Origin of the sequence: Bacillus sp. AFS029637, from assembly GCF_002584985.1 — a bacterium.
In the GTDB taxonomy this organism is placed as follows: domain Bacteria; phylum Bacillota; class Bacilli; order Bacillales; family Bacillaceae_G; genus Bacillus_A.
This window is the reverse complement of record NZ_NUPZ01000031.1, coordinates 1-17,109: the sequence shown is the minus strand read 5'-3', so window position 1 is coordinate 17,109 and position 17,109 is coordinate 1. Positions and strand designations below refer to the sequence as shown.

The 17,109-nt window shown below is 34.7% G+C and carries 17 protein-coding genes, 1 pseudogene and 1 other annotated feature; of the genes and pseudogenes, 10 read left to right on the top strand and 8 right to left on the bottom strand.

The features are described from left to right. Positions 1–2: 2 nt before the first annotated feature. Positions 3–848: a DUF72 domain-containing protein gene (locus COE49_RS16195; RefSeq protein WP_088231622.1), complete on the bottom strand. Its 846-nt coding sequence runs from the start codon at positions 846–848 to the stop codon at positions 3–5. Positions 849–1,008: 160 nt separating this feature from the next. Between COE49_RS16195 and COE49_RS16190 the strand changes: the two genes are divergently transcribed. From COE49_RS16190 to COE49_RS16180, 3 genes and pseudogenes are all read left to right on the top strand, one after another. After that, positions 1,009–2,280 (top strand): ATP-binding protein, encoded by a 1,272-nt coding sequence (locus COE49_RS16190; RefSeq protein ID WP_088231623.1) that lies wholly within the window; start codon positions 1,009–1,011, stop codon positions 2,278–2,280. Between the two features lie 26 nt (positions 2,281–2,306). Further along, positions 2,307–2,708: pseudogene (locus COE49_RS28255) on the top strand (Gly-Xaa-Xaa repeat protein); the annotation flags it as partial. Positions 2,709–2,894: 186 nt separating this feature from the next. Further along, positions 2,895–3,323 carry a hypothetical protein gene (locus COE49_RS16180; RefSeq protein ID WP_088231624.1) on the top strand — a complete coding sequence of 143 codons (429 nt, stop codon included), beginning with the start codon at positions 2,895–2,897 and terminating at the stop codon, positions 3,321–3,323. A 122-nt stretch (positions 3,324–3,445) separates the two neighbouring features. On the opposite strand, the gene COE49_RS16175 is transcribed toward COE49_RS16180, so the two are convergent. Beyond that, positions 3,446–5,488 carry a transglycosylase domain-containing protein gene (locus tag COE49_RS16175; RefSeq protein WP_088231625.1) on the bottom strand — a complete coding sequence of 681 codons (2,043 nt, stop codon included), beginning with the start codon at positions 5,486–5,488 and terminating at the stop codon, positions 3,446–3,448. A 311-nt stretch (positions 5,489–5,799) separates the two neighbouring features. On the opposite strand from COE49_RS16175, the gene COE49_RS16170 reads away from it, so the two are divergent. The 3 genes from COE49_RS16170 to COE49_RS16160 all read left to right on the top strand — a co-directional run bounded on the left by COE49_RS16170 (position 5,800) and on the right by COE49_RS16160 (position 8,348). Continuing rightward, a complete protein-coding gene (locus COE49_RS16170; protein ID WP_088231626.1) occupies positions 5,800–6,420 on the top strand; it encodes a DUF47 domain-containing protein in 621 nt (206 codons plus the stop codon). An 11-nt stretch (positions 6,421–6,431) separates the two neighbouring features. Next, the gene (locus COE49_RS16165; RefSeq protein ID WP_088231627.1) at positions 6,432–7,430 is read left to right on the top strand and encodes an inorganic phosphate transporter; all 999 of its coding nucleotides are present in this window, start codon (positions 6,432–6,434) and stop codon (positions 7,428–7,430) included. Positions 7,431–7,547: 117 nt separating this feature from the next. Beyond that, positions 7,548–8,348, top strand: a complete 801-nt coding sequence (locus tag COE49_RS16160; protein WP_088231628.1) for a sulfite exporter TauE/SafE family protein — start codon at positions 7,548–7,550, stop codon at positions 8,346–8,348. Between the two features lie 293 nt (positions 8,349–8,641). On the opposite strand, the gene COE49_RS16155 is transcribed toward COE49_RS16160, so the two are convergent. After that, positions 8,642–8,869, bottom strand: a complete 228-nt coding sequence (locus COE49_RS16155; RefSeq protein WP_000883004.1) for a hypothetical protein — start codon at positions 8,867–8,869, stop codon at positions 8,642–8,644. A gap of 170 nt (positions 8,870–9,039) precedes the next feature. Here COE49_RS16155 and COE49_RS16150 point away from each other — a divergent pair, with 170 nt between their 5' ends. Next, complete coding sequence (locus COE49_RS16150; RefSeq protein WP_098252628.1) at positions 9,040–9,585, top strand: Crp/Fnr family transcriptional regulator; 546 nt, start codon at positions 9,040–9,042, stop codon at positions 9,583–9,585. Here the strand turns inward: COE49_RS16150 and hmpA are convergent. From hmpA to COE49_RS16135, 3 genes are all read right to left on the bottom strand, one after another. After that, positions 9,577–10,785 carry an NO-inducible flavohemoprotein gene (gene hmpA, locus COE49_RS16145; RefSeq protein WP_088231630.1) on the bottom strand — a complete coding sequence of 403 codons (1,209 nt, stop codon included), beginning with the start codon at positions 10,783–10,785 and terminating at the stop codon, positions 9,577–9,579. The genes COE49_RS16150 and hmpA overlap by 9 nt on opposite strands. Before the next feature lie 155 nt (positions 10,786–10,940). Then, positions 10,941–11,459, bottom strand: coding sequence for a hypothetical protein (locus COE49_RS16140; protein WP_088231631.1), 519 nt, complete (start codon positions 11,457–11,459; stop codon positions 10,941–10,943). A gap of 114 nt (positions 11,460–11,573) precedes the next feature. Next, complete coding sequence (locus COE49_RS16135) at positions 11,574–12,671, bottom strand: site-2 protease family protein (protein ID WP_088231632.1); 1,098 nt, start codon at positions 12,669–12,671, stop codon at positions 11,574–11,576. 151 nt (positions 12,672–12,822) lie between these two features. On the opposite strand from COE49_RS16135, the gene COE49_RS16130 reads away from it, so the two are divergent. Beyond that, positions 12,823–13,020: a hypothetical protein gene (locus COE49_RS16130; protein ID WP_001053354.1), complete on the top strand. Its 198-nt coding sequence runs from the start codon at positions 12,823–12,825 to the stop codon at positions 13,018–13,020. 107 nt (positions 13,021–13,127) lie between these two features. Here COE49_RS16130 and COE49_RS16125 read toward each other — a convergent pair whose 3' ends face one another. Then, positions 13,128–13,979, bottom strand: coding sequence for a YhfM domain-containing protein (locus tag COE49_RS16125; protein WP_098252627.1), 852 nt, complete (start codon positions 13,977–13,979; stop codon positions 13,128–13,130). Positions 13,980–14,087: 108 nt separating this feature from the next. Between COE49_RS16125 and COE49_RS16120 the strand changes: the two genes are divergently transcribed. Continuing rightward, a complete protein-coding gene (locus tag COE49_RS16120) occupies positions 14,088–14,864 on the top strand; it encodes a class I SAM-dependent methyltransferase (protein WP_088231633.1) in 777 nt (258 codons plus the stop codon). Between the two features lie 39 nt (positions 14,865–14,903). Here COE49_RS16120 and COE49_RS16115 read toward each other — a convergent pair whose 3' ends face one another. Beyond that, entirely contained in the window at positions 14,904–15,113 is a 210-nt protein-coding gene (locus COE49_RS16115; protein ID WP_000880630.1) for a hypothetical protein, read from the bottom strand. A gap of 280 nt (positions 15,114–15,393) precedes the next feature. Beyond that, positions 15,394–15,652: a binding site (T-box leader), on the top strand. 58 nt (positions 15,653–15,710) lie between these two features. On the opposite strand from COE49_RS16115, the gene brnQ3 reads away from it, so the two are divergent. Then, positions 15,711–17,066: a branched-chain amino acid transport system II carrier protein BrnQ3 gene (gene brnQ3 / locus COE49_RS16110; protein WP_088231634.1), complete on the top strand. Its 1,356-nt coding sequence runs from the start codon at positions 15,711–15,713 to the stop codon at positions 17,064–17,066. Positions 17,067–17,109: the final 43 nt, after the last annotated feature.

Below are 17,109 nucleotides of genomic sequence, written 5' to 3'. Positions count from 1 at the left end.
TATTATTCAAACAAATTTAATTGCTCAGGTTTTGGCTCACCATATGTAATGTTCATCATTTTCATAAGCTGCTTCGCATTATCTGCGGCATCCCCACCTGAATTGTTGTTAAATAATACGTATATTTCCTTTGTCTTCTCTTTTAATTGTTCTAGTCGTTCTACCCATTCTTCCAATTCTTTATTGTTGTAACGATATAAACAGCGAACCGCCCTCCAATTTTCCCCTTTATCAAGCCAGCCATGAACATTCCGACCATGAAAACGTATTAACGCCATGTCTGAATTCGTTACTTCTAACACGAGCGGTACCGAGCCTATTCCTGCCTGCGGCTCATCACAAATTGTATGAATCCATTTCTCCTGTTCTAAAAACTGTACCGTCTTATCTCTCATTTTCGGATAAAACCATGTTTGATTTCGAAATTCTATTGCGCACGGTAAACCTTCCATTTTTTCTTTCGTATATCGAAGGAAATCTACATTTTTCTTTTTGCAATCAAACCATGGTGGAAATTGAAATAAAATCGTTTTTAACTTATTCGCTTCTATTAAAGGAAGAATAGATTGTTTATATACATCAAACATCTCATCAAACGTAGAAAAAGGAATTTCCCCTTTCATGTGCCCTGTCATTCCTTGATATGCTTTTACGATAAATGAAAAATCTTTTGGTGTTTCCATCGCCCATTTCGTATAATTTCGTGCAGGCTGCATCGCATAAAATGAACTATCTACTTCCACAATGGGAAAATGCTCACTATATGTTCGTAATTTATTTCTATTTTCATAGGGATCTATATATAAAGAATCATGATCTCCCCACCCTGTGACTCCAATGAAAAGCAAACATATCCCTCCCTTTCTACCTTCATCTTACATTCATTCCACTTACTCCCTAACCCCTTCGGCTAATCGATTTCATTCAGTAGCCCTTTCTTTAAGAGTATCCGTATAAAAGTATGATATACTAAATGGAAGAATTTTTAAATTGAGGGGTTATTTATTTATGCTTCCAAACGACGCTATTGTATCTCATAAAAAACGAATAGAAGAACTAGAAAATAAAGTACGTTTTTATGAAGAACTTGTGGATCAATTACCACACCATTTCACATATAAAAATCCACATATTGGTTTACAAATAAAAAAAACACGAACAACTCATTCTATTCAAAATATACGTAAAGAGAATAAAGAAGCTGATTTTCAACTTACTTGCGATTCATTATTTTTATTTGAACAACTCGAAAAACACTTTGTTCATATTTTTGATGCTTTTTCACATCATGTAACCTTTATTGATAGTAAAGGGAATATTACTTTATGTAATCAAGCTGCTGCAGATGATTTTGGCGTAATACGAAACGAAATAATCGGCAAGCCAATTCAGCAGTTATTAAACTTACCAGAAGAAAAAATTAAAGCTATCGAAACATTAAAAACAGGAACCGAAATATATAATGAAGAAGTTTTAGACAAAAATTATGGCATTATAAATAACCGAATTATTCGTGATTATAATGGAGAGATTTTTAGAGTTATTAGCGCCTTTCACTACTTAAACACAGAACGTGATGCAGAGAAATTTTCATTAGCAGGGAGAATTGCAGCTGGGATTGCACACGAAGTACGCAACCCACTTACAACCGTACGAGGATACTTACAATTTTTACAAGAGAGCGTTTCTTCATCAAATAAAGACTTATTTGAAAATTTATTGATTCCTGAATTAGACCGTGCAAATAGTATTATTACAAAGTTTTTATCTATTTCAAAAACACGTGAATTTACAAGGGAACCGTTTTCTATTAATACATTTTTACGTGAATATATTCAGCAGTTACTCGCTAGTGAAGTCTTTTTACACAACATTTCGATTGACTATGATTTTTCTACCGAATTAGATGATGTGTTAGTCAATATGGATCGTCATGAACTTGTACAAGTTTTTTTAAACTTATTTCAAAATGCTGTCGATGCCCAAGGCGAGAAACCTCTTTCTATTCAAATCTCTAGTTATCGCCTAGATAATTTTGTTCGGATTACTTTCACAGATAACGGGACTGGTATTCCTCCAGCTATTCAAGAATATATCTTTGATCCGTTCTTCTCAACAAAAGACTCTGGAACAGGACTAGGCTTATCAGTAACGAAGAAAATCATTCAAAATCACAACGGGACATTAAAATTGGCTAGTAATCACAATGGGACAACTTTCACGATTTCTATTCCCATTTTACCTAAAACAAACCTTGAAAGAATGAATCAGTACAAATGATAAACTATTTCATAAACTACACGCCAATCGCTAAGTTATTCAAAATTAATTGCTGTGCTACCGATAAACTCGTTAAGCTCATTGCAGAAATTCAAGCTATCTTAGTTCAGTATGGATCTGGATATCTAGGTGGTGGTACTACAGGGGCTACGGGACCTCAAAGGGCTCAAGGACCGGCTGGCGCTCAAGGACCTCAAGGTATTTCAAGGACCAGCTGGTTCTCAAGGGGCTACGGGTGCCCAAGGGCCTCAAGAGGTATTCAAGGACCGGCTGGTACTCCAATTCCTGTAACTATAGCTGCAATAGGAAACTCAAACCCTCAAACTATATCACCTGGGAAGAATATTCAATTTAATCAAGTTTTCGAATTAAACAATATTAATTTTAATGATACTTCAGATACTTTAACAATTTTAGAAACAGGCGTATAAGCATATTTTTATAGTAATATACTTCGTTTGACTGTGTATTAAATCTCTCTTTATATAGAAAGGAGCACTTATTTGGGAGGATAAGTGCTCCTTCTTTACGTTTCTTTACCTCAAATTTACTCTATCTTAATCCTCATTTTGTATGATAAATAGTGAAGTCAAAGATATGAAAGAGGGATGAAAATGAGAGTTATATCACTAATACGCATTTGGATTGGTCTTATGGTATGCATTATTTTATGTGTAGGATTTTTTTTAACTCTAAAATATTCCACTGTATCAAAAGCAGATAGAAAAACAGTTCCATACGAACTTCTGTATACAAAGCAAAATAGTGTCCCTTATTCTTCTTACACTCATAACGAAAAAAAGGTTATAACAGGAATGCTTATTACAAAAGCTTCTAGTTACGAAAACCTACTTCAAATTGCTGAAACAATTAAAGATCAGTATAAAAATAAAGACATTGATGAAATCACCCTTTCCATCCATAATGAAAATAATGGTGATTATGAAGAAGAATTGCCTTATGAACCTATTAGTAAGGGAAAAATAATCGTCACATACGATTCTCAATCTTTTGGTAGTACAAATGTTACACTTAACGAGTAATATCACTTATCCCGATTGGTTTGAGCTAATAACCAGTAGGAATGAACAAAATCCAACTGATTATTACTCTACTTGATTATCCACAGAAAAAAGAGGCGAATCTTGTTATTCGCCTCTTTCTTTTACCAAAATGATGGAATCCACTCTTTTACTTTATCAAACCACTCTTGCTGCTCTTGTTTTCTTTGTTGTTCCTCTTCTTTCCTTCGCTTCTCTTCTTCTTTTCTGCGTTTTTCCTCTTGAATTGTTTGCAATTGTTTTTTGTATTCAGCCTCAGGTATGAGCGATAACTGAAATGCTTTTTGAGCTGGATTCGCATTTGCTTTTTTCATAATATCTCGGAACATCGTCGTCGTAATTTGACTCCCTCCCGGAATATAATGCTCACTATCCGTTTTATCATACCCTACCCAAATCGCACCTACTAAATCTGGCGTATATCCAACAAACCATGAATCCTTCGCACCAGCACTTGGCCCATTTACAAGTTGAGTCGTCCCAGTTTTTCCTGCTGTATCAATATTATTAACTTTCGCTTTTTCACCAGTTCCTTTTTCGACAACACCTTTCAATAAGTATGTCATCTTTTGAGCAATTTTCTCGCTCGTCACACGTGTCTCTTTCTTATACCATTTTCCAATGGTTTCACCTTCAGCATTTTGTATCTCTCTAATTGCATGAGCTTCCACTTGAACACCATCATTTGCCAACGCACTGTATGCTTGAGCCATTACAAATGGAGAAGTCCCCACATGCATCCCGCCTAAAGCAATCGGATACGTACGATCTTCTGGTTCTAACGGAATACCAAATCGCTCTAAAGAGTTCAACCCTTTGTCTAATCCTATTTGTTCTAATAGCCAAACAGCCGAAACGTTGTATGACTTTGCCACCGCTTCATACATTGTCACATCACCGTGAAAAGTATGATCACTATTTTGCGGTTTATATTCTTTAATATTAAATGGTTCGTCTTTTAATATATCGTATACTTCATACCCCTGTTCTAGAGCTGGTACATACACAGCAAGAGGCTTTAATGTTGATCCTGGTTGTCTTTTTAATTGGGTTGCATGGTTAAACTGTAAAAACTGATACGGTCCTCTGCCCCCAACTAAAGCTGGAACACCACCTGTTTTTGGATTTATAAGAACTACACCTGTTTGCATAAGCTGATCTGAGCCACTATCTTTGAAATAACTATCATTATTTACAACATCCTCTACAGCCTGTTGTTTTTTCGGATCAAGCTCTGTATAAATACGATAACCACCTGCTAAAATTTCATTTTGTGTCAATTCATACTTATCCATCGCTTCTCTAACAATATAGTCTACATATTGAGAGTATTTCCCTTTATATTTGTCATCAACACCACGTCTTAATACAAGGCCTGTCTCTTTTTCTTTCTTGTACTGTTCTTCAGAAATATATCCTTGTTCTTTCATTAAACCTAGTACGACATTACGTCGTTCAATTGATTTATTAAAGTTTTTATAAGGCGAATACGCAGACGGTGCTTTAATCAAGCCCGCAATCGTTGCAGCCTCTGAAATTGTTAAATCCTTTACATCCTTATCAAAATAAGATTTAGCTGCTTTTTTTATCCCCCAAGCACCTTCACCAAAATAAATTTGATTCATATACATTTCAATAATTTCATCTTTTGTATAAGTACGTTCTATTTTTTTTGTTAGAAAATATTCCTTTATTTTACGCGAGTATGTGCGGTCTTGTGTCAAAAACACATTTTTCGCAAGTTGTTGTGTAATTGTACTTCCGCCTGCCACAACTTCTCCTGCTGTGAGATTTTTAAAAACTGCACTGATAATTCCACTATAATAAATACCGCGATGGTTAAAAAATTCCTTATCCTCTACAGCAACAATTGCCTGAACCATAATGTCAGGAATATCTTTCCTTTTAACACCTTCTGTTTTAGAAGAAGCTAATTTGGTCGCAACTTCATTATTTGCATCGTAAATTAAAGTTGGTTGTGGAACTGCTTGTTTTAATTCAGATATGTCTTGAATGGAAATTATTATATTTATAACTACAAATATAATAGCGAGCAAACTTCCTAATACAATTAATGAATTACGAAGTTTCTTCCTCTTATTGAACCACTCAAGCATTTTTTTAAAGTGAGTGTTCTTCAATTTCATTCGTTCACTTCCTTCGTTTGTTTACACTCTTCTTTTCAAAAGGAAGAATATACCTCCTTTTAAATTTATTATAATAACGTAGTGGTTCCTATAGTGTAAAGCTTTTCTTTCACATTCATACTTTTTGCAAGAAAAGGACATTCTACAAGTAAGATATTCCTTATTGAATATTAATATTATTAATACAACAATGAGAGTTATGTTAAGTTTTTGTAAACTTTTCGATAAAATGTTTTAAAAAACGACAGTTTTTTGTTAGAATTGATTAGCCAATATATTTTACATATATTACTTTTGTGGGGGTAACAATAATGGTCTTTAAATCAAAAAAAGATAAATTTTCTGAAATGCTAATGAATGTTTCCGAAAATTTAAAAGAAGGCGCGCAGTTTTTCGTGGAGTATAAAATTAAAAATGCTAGCGATTTAAAAGAGTTTTCTATGCGCATGAAAGAGTATGAGTCAAAAGGTGACTCATTCATTCACGAAATCATTATGGAGCTAAACAAAGCGTTTATTACTCCTATTGAACGTGAGGACATCCTACAACTTGCAATGAGTATGGATGATGTATTAGATGGATTAGATCACAGTGCTGGTCTATTCGAAATGTATTCTATTACAGAAGCTGATGAATACATGATTAAATTCGTTGAAGCAATCAATCAATGTGCGATTGAGATTGCAAACTCTGTTGAATTAATGTCTAACAAAAAATTAGTCGACATTCGTACAAATGCGATTAAGATTAAGGATTACGAGTCACAATGTGATGATATTCGCCGTCATGCGATTAAGCACTTATTCTCTCGTGAACAAGATCCGATTAAGATTATTCAATATAAAGAGATTTACGAAGAGCTTGAAGAAGTAGCAGATAGCTGCCAAAGCGTTGCAAACGTATTAGAAACAATTATTATGAAGAACGCGTAAGGAGTTTGATCATGGATACACTCTTGATACTGACCGTTTTAGTAGTCATTTGCGCTTTAGCTTTTGACTTTATCAATGGATTTCACGATACAGCAAACGCTATTGCAACGGCTGTTTCAACGAAAGCTCTAAAGCCTAGACATGCAATTATTATGGCAGCTCTTATGAATTTTGTAGGTGCGATGACATTTACAGGTGTAGCAAAAACTATTACAAAAGATATCGTTGACCCATTTGCTTTACCTAATGGTTCTCTTGTAATTTTAGCTGCTTTGCTTGCGGCAATAGCATGGAATTTAATCACTTGGTACTATGGTATTCCAAGTAGTTCTTCGCATGCAATCATTGGCTCGATCGCAGGCGCAGCAATCGCTGCTGCTGGTTTTAGTTCATTAAACTTTAAAGGGTTCATAAAAATTCTTGAAGCTTTAATCATTTCACCGATTATCGCTTTTGTTATTGGTTATATCGTATACAGTATTTTTAAAGTCGTCTTTAAAAACTTTAACTTAACGAAAACGAACAAAAACTTCCGTATATTCCAAATTTTTACTGCAGCATTGCAAGCTTTTACACACGGTACGAATGATGCACAAAAAGCAATGGGAATCATTACGATGGCTCTTATGGCCAATAACTATCATACTTCTGACGAAATCCCTTTCTGGGTACAATTAGCCTGTGCAACTGCAATGGGTCTTGGTACTTCTGTCGGTGGATGGAAAATTATTAAAACTGTCGGTGGACAAATTATGAAAATTCGTCCTGTAAATGGTGTAGCTGCCGATTTATCATCATCACTTGTTATTTTTGGCGCAACATTCATTCACTTACCAGTTAGTACAACGCACGTTATCTCTTCTTCTATTTTAGGGGTTGGTGCTTCTCACCGTGTGAAAGGTGTAAAATGGGGAACTGCTAAACGTATGTTAATTACATGGGTAATTACACTTCCTATTTCAGCTTCTTTAGCTGCTTTATTTTACTCTTTATTACACTTAATCTTTTAATTAAAAGTCGTCTTCCTGATTTATCTAGGAAGACGACTTTTTTGTGAACAACCCTATTTCTTATTAAAAAGCGTGTATAATAATTGGTGGATAAGTTATTTAGAGGAGTTGGAAAGTTTGGAATACATCATGTTACTTTGCATCGGACTAATCGCCGGGACGGTCGGGAGCCTAGTTGGACTCGGAGGCGGAATTATTATTGTTCCATTATTAATTGGATTACACAGTTTATCCCCACAACTCGCAGTGGGAACTTCTATGGTAACAGTCGTTTTTACAGGACTGTCTTCCACCCTTACTTACATGAAACATAAGCGAGTAGATTACAAAAGTGGACTTATTTTATTTATCGGGAGCGGCCCTGGTGGTATTATCGGATCATGGGCGAACAAGTTTTTAAACCAAGATACATTTTCTTTATATTTTGGGTTGTTCCTTATTTTCGTCTCAATTCTTCTTATGTTACGAGACAAATTAAAACCTCTTTCCTTATCAAATATGACTGTAATTAAGCGTTCTTTTACAGATAACGAAGGAAATACTGTAAACTATCAATTCCCACCGCTCCTCGCTATCTTTATTGCCTTTATAGTTGGATTTATTTCTGGTTTATTTGGAATTGGCGGTGGCGCCTTACTTGTTCCAGCGATGATGCTCCTGTTTGCATTCCCAGCACACATTGCTGTAGCAACTTCGATGTTTATCGTATTTCTATCAGCAATTGTAAGTTCTGCAACTCATATCTCCCTGGGAAATGTTAGCTGGATTTATGCATTAATCCTTATTCCTGGTGCGTGGATTGGCGGAAAAATCGGGGCTTATATTAATACAAAACTTAGTGGTAAAGCAGTAATTAATTTATTACGTATTACATTAATGATTCTTGGAACTAGATTAATCATTACGTCCCTTTTATAACGCGTTCTTTTTAGAATGCGTTTTTTCTTATACACATGAATATAAAAACGTTCCAAGGAGAACAAGTAAAATGAGACAAACACCTAATAGCATAAAATTTGAAATATGTACGTTCCTCAAGTTGACCACTCCTATAGCTACGACTGTTACCTTAATGATAGCGAAAAAATAGTTCACTTGCAGTTACAAAGTGTTAACAATGCAAAATCATTTATTACAAATCTTATCCATATATTTCATTTCTTTGTATAATCTATCGATTCAATAAAAAAAGATGTCATATTGACATCTTTTTAGTGAAGAAGTGACCATCCCATAAAGTCCTCATGTACTTGGCACGCCCTCTTATCATTTCGATCATATAATTCAGCATAACTATCGGTTTCTTCATCATAGGCCATTGTATAAATAATTTGGCCGTCTATTTCAACGGATAGAACAACTCCACCTTTCATCTCTTCCACATGAATGATAGCATTCGCCGGAATTCTCATATCCGTCATCTTCATCGCATCTAACAATATACTAAACCCCCTACAGCGTATTCATTGCTAGTACTATTACACACTAAATAGTATACTACTGTAATAGCATACATTTCGTCAATGAAATTGCTGTTTAAATAGCATATTGTCTTTATACATATAAGCTAAAATAGAAGAAATAGAAATGTTTAAATGGGGGGCTAACATTGATTCTACACAAGGGAGACGTACTATTCCGTCAAGGCGAAGACGGTCCTTTATATTTTATTAAATCCGGTTTATTAAAAGTAGTGAGACTACAAGAAGATGGAACACCATTTTTATTTAACATTATCGTTCCAGGTGAAACAATACCTCACCATTCATTAATTTCACCGAAAGAATATCACGGTACAGCCATCGCTTTAATAAAAACCGAGGTAGAACCTATTATGAGTAGCGAATGGTACGATAAACTTCAGGCAAATCCTGAATCATATGCCAATATCGCTATGCAATTGCAATCAAAATTAAGAATGATGCAACAACGTATTGATCAATTAACAACAGTCTCTCCGAAAGAGCGCCTTCATCGTTTACAAGAGTGGTTTACCTTATATTTAGGTGATATCCCTATTTATGAAATATTAACGCAAAGTGAAATTGGTCAACTGATAGGTGTACGCCGTGAAACAGTAAATCGATTATTAAGAGAACAAGCAAAAAACGAGGTNNACCTCGTTTTTTGCTTGTTCAAGTTCCCACTATTGTAAGCTTGCTGCTGGACCGAAAAATTCATAATGAATGTGCTCTTGTTTCACACCTAAATCAGTTAATATAGCGTTTATATGCTTCATAAACGGCACCGGACCACAGAAATAAAATTCTGCTTCAGTTGTCGGAATAATAGATTGTAACCATTCGCCTTCAATGAAGCCTTCCTTATCAAAGTTCTTCATTTCTAAGTCTTTTTCAGTCGGTGCAGAATAGCAAGTGTATGCTTTAACTTGTTCGTATTCATTATCTACTGCCTCAACATGTTCCTTCATTGCATGTGTATTACTATTGAGCGCTGCATGAACAAAATATACACTACGTTTTGAGTCTTGTTCAATTAACGTATTTAGCATACTCATCATAGGTGTAATACCTACTCCACCACTAATTAGTACAACAGGTAATGTTGAATTCATATTTAATACGAAATCTCCCGCTGGTGCACTTACTGGTAACATATCGCCTTCTTTTACATGATTATGTAAGTAATTGGATACTTTACCATCTGGTGTATCTACACCTTTTTCTTTCTTTACACTAATACGATAATATTCTTTTCCAGGAGCATCAGATAAGCTATATTGACGATTATGTGTATATGTTTCACCTTCGATATTGATTTGAACCGTTACATATTGTCCTGGGATGAATGAAGAAACTTTCCCACCATCTTCAGGTTTTAAATAAAATGACGTAATAACATCGCTTTCCTTCACTTTTTTAACAACTACAAAGTTACGGAAATCTTTCCAGCCACCTTCTTTATGTGCCGCTTCTTCATACATCTCTGCTTCAATGCTAATAAATGCATCCGCAATGACACCATAAGCTTCTCCCCATGCATTTAAAACTTCATCAGGTGCACCTGCAACCTCTTTAATTGCACGTAATAAACATGTACCTACAATCGGATAATGCTCTGCTTTAATACCTAAACTTCTATGCTTATGACCAATTTGTTTTACAACTGGAATAATGGCTTCTAAATTATCAATGTACGTTGCAGCTGCGTAAACAGCATTCGCTAACGCTTGTTGTTGTCTTCCCTTTTTCTGATTTGTATGGTTGAAAATATTCAATAACTCCGGATGCTCCGAAAATAAAATTTCATAAAATCTCGTTGTAATTTCAACGCCTTTTTCTTGTAATAATGGTACTGTTGATTTTACGATTTCAATTGTTTTTTCACTTAACATTGTATCCCACTCCTCTATTTCCTTAACTGCTTTTAGTGTAACTGAATTAAATCCTACATATTGTGATTTTAATCACTATTAACACGGTGTTTTTGTGAAAAATATATGAACATTTCACTTACAAAAGAAAATAAGCTAACTAGAATGCTAGCTTATTATTTTGCTTGTATAGCTTGTTCAATTACCTTTATATCTTTCCCATCTCCAAACTCTGTATACCCCCAGATGTTCGTTTCACCTCTATATTTATTTACGATAATATCTAAGTCATGGTATACACGATGTGCATAAACTACATACTCAATATTTTGGAGTTCCACACCTTTTTTTACAATTTCATAACTTCTATTTACATCGCGTTTTATTTTTTCATTTTTTATTTCTGTATGTATATTTTTTAAAGTTGATTCTTGTTCTTGAAACCATTGTTTAAATTGGTTCCAGTCCCCATCTGTATAATTCTCTGCCTTACCATAGTTTAAGAAATTATTGTAACTCTCATGTGTCGTACGAATAAAATCAAGCACTTTCGTCTCTTCTTGCACATCTTCTATTTGAGCCGTTGTACTTACCTCAGCGGGCTTATCCGCATAATGTAATAACACCTTCATAAGACTATAACTCGCAATACCCATTACGATAATAATCCCGAACACACTTAACAATTTCTTCATATACAGAACTCCTTCTCTACTTGGAATATTACAATATAGTACTACATTTGTAACATTCTCTCGTAGAATTATAATTCCTATATAAATCCTTCTTATTATTTCGACACTATTTTTCTACAAACTTCTCTGTGGTAAATGTTCTTGTAAAACAATATACCCTTCATAAGCTGTGTAACCAAGTATAGCCATTAATCCAATATAACAAGCAAATACTGTCCATTTCGTCTTCATATCCACTTTATAATAGTTTTCTTGTTGTCTCTTTTCTGTCTCCCATTCCTGTAATTTTCTTTCTGACATTTCAAACGCTTCTCTTATATGGATCGTATGCGTCTCTTTCTCATCTTCATACGGAACGTAATCAAGTGGTTCAAACTTTGGTAAAAGATACTCTAACACTTCCATTTTTTGAAGCTCTCCTATTTTTAATTCTTTTTCACGCTCTCTTTGCCTTAATCCATTCATTTCATGATGCATCATATATATAGTTCGATGTGCCGCACCAGTTTCTTTTAATTCCTCTTCAAGCTTATCAATATATTCTTTCATTCCATCCATTCTATGGCCTAATTCCTTAATCGGCTCGTCTCTCTTTATAACTCTATATAACTCCATACAGCCGATAATAACAATAAATCCTCCTAAAATGCTTTTAAAATAAATGGAATAACCTAACAATAAAACAAGCCCTGCTCCCCAAATTTTCGTACTCACAACTGAAATAATTCGGCCACCATCTAACGGTGAAACTGGAATCAAATTAAAGAAATTAATCATACTTCCAAGTAAAATAATGAGCGCCCAAAACGGCTCTTTCGTTATTATATAAAGTGGGATTGCAGGTAAAAAGGAAAGCAATCCGAACAGAGGTCCCATATAGGCAATATAGGCTTCATCCTTTGCATTTTTTGGCATCTCTTTCATCCCAATCAAGGCCCCCATAAATGGAATAAAAATCGCCGGCGATGTTGGTATACCTTTTCTTTTCGCAGCCCACAAATGTCCCATCTCATGAACAAATAGCAAATAAATAAGTGCTACCCCAAATTTCCATCCATATATAACTGCGTATGCACCAAGCGATAGAAACATACTAAATACGGTTGAAAACTTTGCTAATTTAAAAATTGCAAATATCCACTTTAACTTAGAGAGTAAAAATAGCCCTATTGCTACAATAATTCCCCATAACCCTTTTTTATTATTTTTCATATTCCTCTCCTTTATCTCTCATTAATGAATCATATTCATTCATCAAAGCTTGTTCTTTTCTCTATTATGACATATTTTTTTCTATTGTTAGAAATAATGTTTATTTAATCCATTTTTAGCCAAAAATATAAATAAAAGGAGGTGCACACCATTGAATTTACAATCTCTCATAATAGGCGCTCTATCGTTTTTAGCTTCAACTCTTATTTTTTATACCGTTAGTTACGTATTATTATTAGATTTGTTGCCCAATCACGTATTTATTGCCCTTATCATCCTTTCCGCTCTTATGATTTCTTTTCTTATTACACGAAAATCAATGAATGAGCCATCTGCAAAAGTAAAGTAATAGAGAGGGGTGTTTTCCCCTCTCTATTATCATTTCCTAGGAAAGGCCATATGGACTTGACGTGTTTATATTCCTCTCAATCCGTAAGAACTAATTAAAATTTCACTTTATCTTTGTAAATTCATTTTTTCACCATACTCTTTAACAATTTGAATGATATTTTGAAAAACACCTATTTTTTCTTTTTTACTATTAAATATTTTCAAATCATAATTTTCATAATATGTTTCTAATGACTTTAATTGTGATTCTGAAGCATCTTGTATCGGAACAGTAGCATGCAATTCATACTGTTTATACCCTTCCTTTACCTTTTCACCTAAAATTTTTTCACTCTCTTTTGCTCCAATTAATTTTTGAACTTTTTCTGGGAAAATGACTTGCAAATAATATTCTTGTTCCTTCTCTAGCTTGTTGTATAATGATTGTGAAATCGTATACTGTACCGTATAATTCACTTTTTGATTGCCCGCTTTAATATGGAACGCGGTAATCTGCAAATCTTTTTTTGTTATTTCCGTTAACGGACCTACCTGCATCTCATCTTCTTTTTGTTCTGAAACATTTGGAAATATAGCCAAAAGCTTTTCCGTATCTTTTTTATTCAGCATATACATAGCTTTCTTATGTTGTACCCATCCTCGTCTATCTTCTCCTCTTAGCCATGCATAATATGTTTCTTTTTTCCCATCTCTACTAATTTGTATTTCATATTCAGGTTCACCGAAGCTACCTGTTATTTCTTGTTTCTCAGCTTTATCCATAATATCTATTACTATTTTAGCTTCTGATTCCTGTAACTTTTTCTCTTTATGTTTTTTTTGTATAACGGTTACCCCTATGGTTTCTTTCACTTCGTTCACCGTCTCCTCCACTTTTTTTGTTTCTTTTTTTTGCTCCATTTGACTACAAGAAGCTAGTAACATAGCAAATAACAACAATACATATTTCCTTTTCAACTTAATCCTCCTTTTACAATAAGAAATTCTTATAATCTTCATATAAAAAACAAAAACGTGAAACACTATAAAATAAGCTATACTAAGCATTGAAAGGAGGTCTTTTTCATGTCCATTAATTTTCACGATGCAAATAATAAATACACATACGCACAGCGAAACGCCCATATTTCTTGGAGAGAAATGATAAAAAATATTACAAATATACAAAACAAGCAAATAATTGATATCGGCTGTGGCGGTGGGATTTATACGAAAGAACTTGCTCATATGGGAGCCAAAAGTGTTGTTGGACTTGATTTTTCAAGAGAAATATTACAAGCCGCAAAAGAAAATTGTAGCGGCGTTCCAAATATTTCATTCATTCAAGGTGATGCACATAGTATCCCCTATCCTAATGAAACATTCGACCTTGTTATTTCGCGCGCAGTGATTCATCATTTACAAGACATTCCTACATTTCTACGTGAAGCTTCCCGTATATTAAAGAAAAACGGTGTACTTATTTTACAAGACAGAACTATTGAAGATTGTACAATTCCCGGAAGTCCCGAACACATTCGCGGATATTTTTTCTCAGCATTTCCAAAACTCATTGAAACCGAATCAAATAGAAGGCCAAAAACTAACACTATACAGCAAGAATTACAAAAATATTCTCTTCGTGTATTCCCTACTCAAACACAATGGGAAATACGAAAAATACATGATTCTGTAGAAGCATTGCTACAGGATTTATCTCCTCGAACGGGTCGATCCATTCTATACGAATTAACAGATTATGAACTTTCTCAACTTCTACACCAAATTCAAATCGCATTACAAAACGTCTCTCCTATTATCGAAAGAGATCGTTGGACAATTTGGAGCGCCATGAAATTGTAAGGAAGGAAGCCTCACAAAATAATGTGAGGCTTCCTTCTTTCATAATCTAATTTTGCAACACTCTTGATATCCTCCACTTCTGGCCTGTGCACTTCCACACTTCGGACATACTAAATATCTAGACTGATTTGTCAACAAACTACCTTTTTGAAAGAGTAAAACTTCTGCTTGTTTAAACGAACGCGAATAATATAACCACATAAAACCAATTATAGCAATAATGCCAAATAATACTCCCATCGCAAGCATTTCAGTCACCTCTTTTGGTTTGTTCTTTCCAGCAAGTGGATTGTTGTATTATTCTCTATAAATTCAACTAATCCCTTCTTCACTCCTATAAATATCAATTTTCTCCACAATTTTTACAATTACCTACAAATTTTCACTTCTCTTTTACAAGATCATTTTAGAAATCTATTCCCTTCAAGTAGTTTATGTAATCGACTACATTTCAATATCCAAATGAACACAAAAAAATATGTTGACTTTCTAAAAAAATCATGTGACAATACTGTCAGAATACTTAAATAAAAATTCATTGACGAGAACGAGTACGTTATAGAACTGTTCCCCAGAGAGTTGGCGATTTGCTGCAAGCCAACGTTCAGCGCGTAACCGAAAATCATCTCCGAGAAGTAGAACCGAATTTCACAGTAAGTTCTTACCGGCTGTCCACCGTTACAAGGAACACGTATCATGTTGTACGTTGCAAAGCCGTATACATATAGATCTATTTCTACATGTATAAATTAGGGTGGTATCGCGGGTAAATATAACTCGTCCCTTTCTTGAGGGACGAGTTTTTTGTGTTCTCACAAATGAATTTAAAAAAAGGAGGAAAAAACAATGAACACTGTATCAAAAAAACATATTTTTTCCACGGGTCTTATGCTATTTTCTTTATTTTTTGGGGCAGGTAATTTAATTTTCCCTCCCATGCTTGGACAAAATGCTGGTGAAAACTTTTGGCCGGCAATGATTGGATTTTTACTAACAGGAGTCGGCTTACCATTATTAACTGTTATTGCTATTTCTTTATCAGGAAATGGCATGCAACAACTTGCAAGTCATGTTCACCCATTATTCGGAATCTTCTTTACTGTAGTTGTATACATTGCAATCGGTCCATCTATGGGCATTCCGCGCGTCGCTAACGTCGCTTATGAAATGGGAATTAGTTCTTTCTTGCCTGAAACGATTCGTTCTAGCAGCCTAGCGCTATTTTTATACACAGTCATCTTCTTTGCTATCGTATTTTGGCTTAGTTTAAATCCTTCTAAGCTCGTCGACCGTATCGGAAATATATTAACACCTATTTTATTATTCTCTATTTTCTTATTATTTGTTAAAAGTGTATTTACACCACTCGGGCAATCAGGACCAGCAATGCAAGAGTATCAAACTTCTCCACTCTTCAAAGGTTTCATGGAAGGATACTTAACGATGGATACCATTTCAGCACTTGCATTTGGCATTATCGTTGTAAATGCCATTCGTTCTAAAGGTGTGAATGATCGCAAATCCATTGCCATCGCAACAGCAAAAGCAGGGCTAATTGCCGCTACTGGGCTCGTACTTGTATATGGTGCACTTGGCTGGCTAGGTGCGACTAGCGTCTCTCTCGGATACGCAAAAAATGGTGGACAGCTGCTTACTGTTATCGTGCAGCAACTACTTGGTCCATCTGGTCTGCTTCTACTATCACTTATCGTTACACTCGCTTGCCTAACGACATGCGTTGGACTTGTATCTGCATGCAGTCAATATTTCTCAACATTATTGACAAAATTTTCATACAAAATGTTTGCAAGTATCATTTGCTTTTTAGGACTACTAGTTGCCAACTTAGGTTTAACAAAACTTATTACAATCTCTCTTCCTATTTTACTTGTTGTATATCCAATTGCGATTGTACTCGTTCTACTATCGCTACTTCATAAATATTTCGGTGGATATCGCTCTGTATATGTATGTGCATTAATTGGAGCAGCAGTTGTGAGCGTATTTGATGGATTAAAACAAGGTGGGATTCCTGTTTCATTTATCACGTCCTATTTTGAACTTATTCCTTTATATAATGAAGGAATCGGCTGGCTCGTACCAGCATTAGCTGGAGCTCTTATCGGATTTACTATCGCTAAACTAAGCGGTGCAAAAAAAGTCCCACTAATAGCCGACTCTCATGAAGCAAAAGCATCGTAAAAAAAACTCCCTTATGGGAGTTTTTTTACAGAGTGTTTGGAAA